The following is a 563-nucleotide window of genomic DNA, read 5'->3' as shown; positions in this document are numbered from 1 at the left end:
GACAGACCGGCTGACAGGTTATACACCGAAATCGCCGCCCCCTTGTGCCGCGGCTCCAGCGCCGGGAACACCGCCGCCATCGGTACGAAGGCCGCCACAAAAATCCCCAGCGCGATGGCCGGGACCAGCGCCATGGCAAAGTTATGCCCGAAGTGCTGCGGAATGTAGTAAAACGCCAGGCTCGAGAGCGCCATCCCGATGCAGCCAAACCAGCGCACCACCCGCATCCAGCCCATTTTTTCCGCCACCACGCCCCAGAAGACGTTCGAGAAGATGGTGGTGAAGAAGAATACCGCCCAGACCTGAAGCCACTCGGAGGTGGTGAAGCCCAGCTCGTCAACAAACATCATCGGCATGATGACGGCAAACCCGAACAGGGAGAGGGTGTTGATGATACGCACCATGCTGGAGAGCAGAATACTGCGGTTGGTGTAGAGCAGCGTCGCTGCACGGCCCAGCTCGGCGAATTTTTCCCGGGTGGAGAGAGTCTGCATATGCCGTGGCGTTTCCACCTTACGCATAGAGACCAGCGCAATGATCCCGCCGGTTACGCAGAATGCCAG

At 59.9% G+C, this 563-nt stretch carries 1 protein-coding gene; it reads right to left on the bottom strand.

The features are described from left to right. A partial coding sequence (locus tag ACOTY5_RS21895) for an MFS transporter (RefSeq protein WP_045142719.1) occupies positions 1–563 on the bottom strand: 563 nt, incomplete at both ends.

This window comes from Enterobacter cloacae complex sp. SHL018 (assembly GCF_049237905.1).
Lineage (GTDB): Bacteria > Pseudomonadota > Gammaproteobacteria > Enterobacterales > Enterobacteriaceae > Enterobacter > Enterobacter hormaechei_C.
Note: the sequence above shows the minus strand (reverse complement) of the source record. Positions and strands in the feature narration are given on the sequence as shown.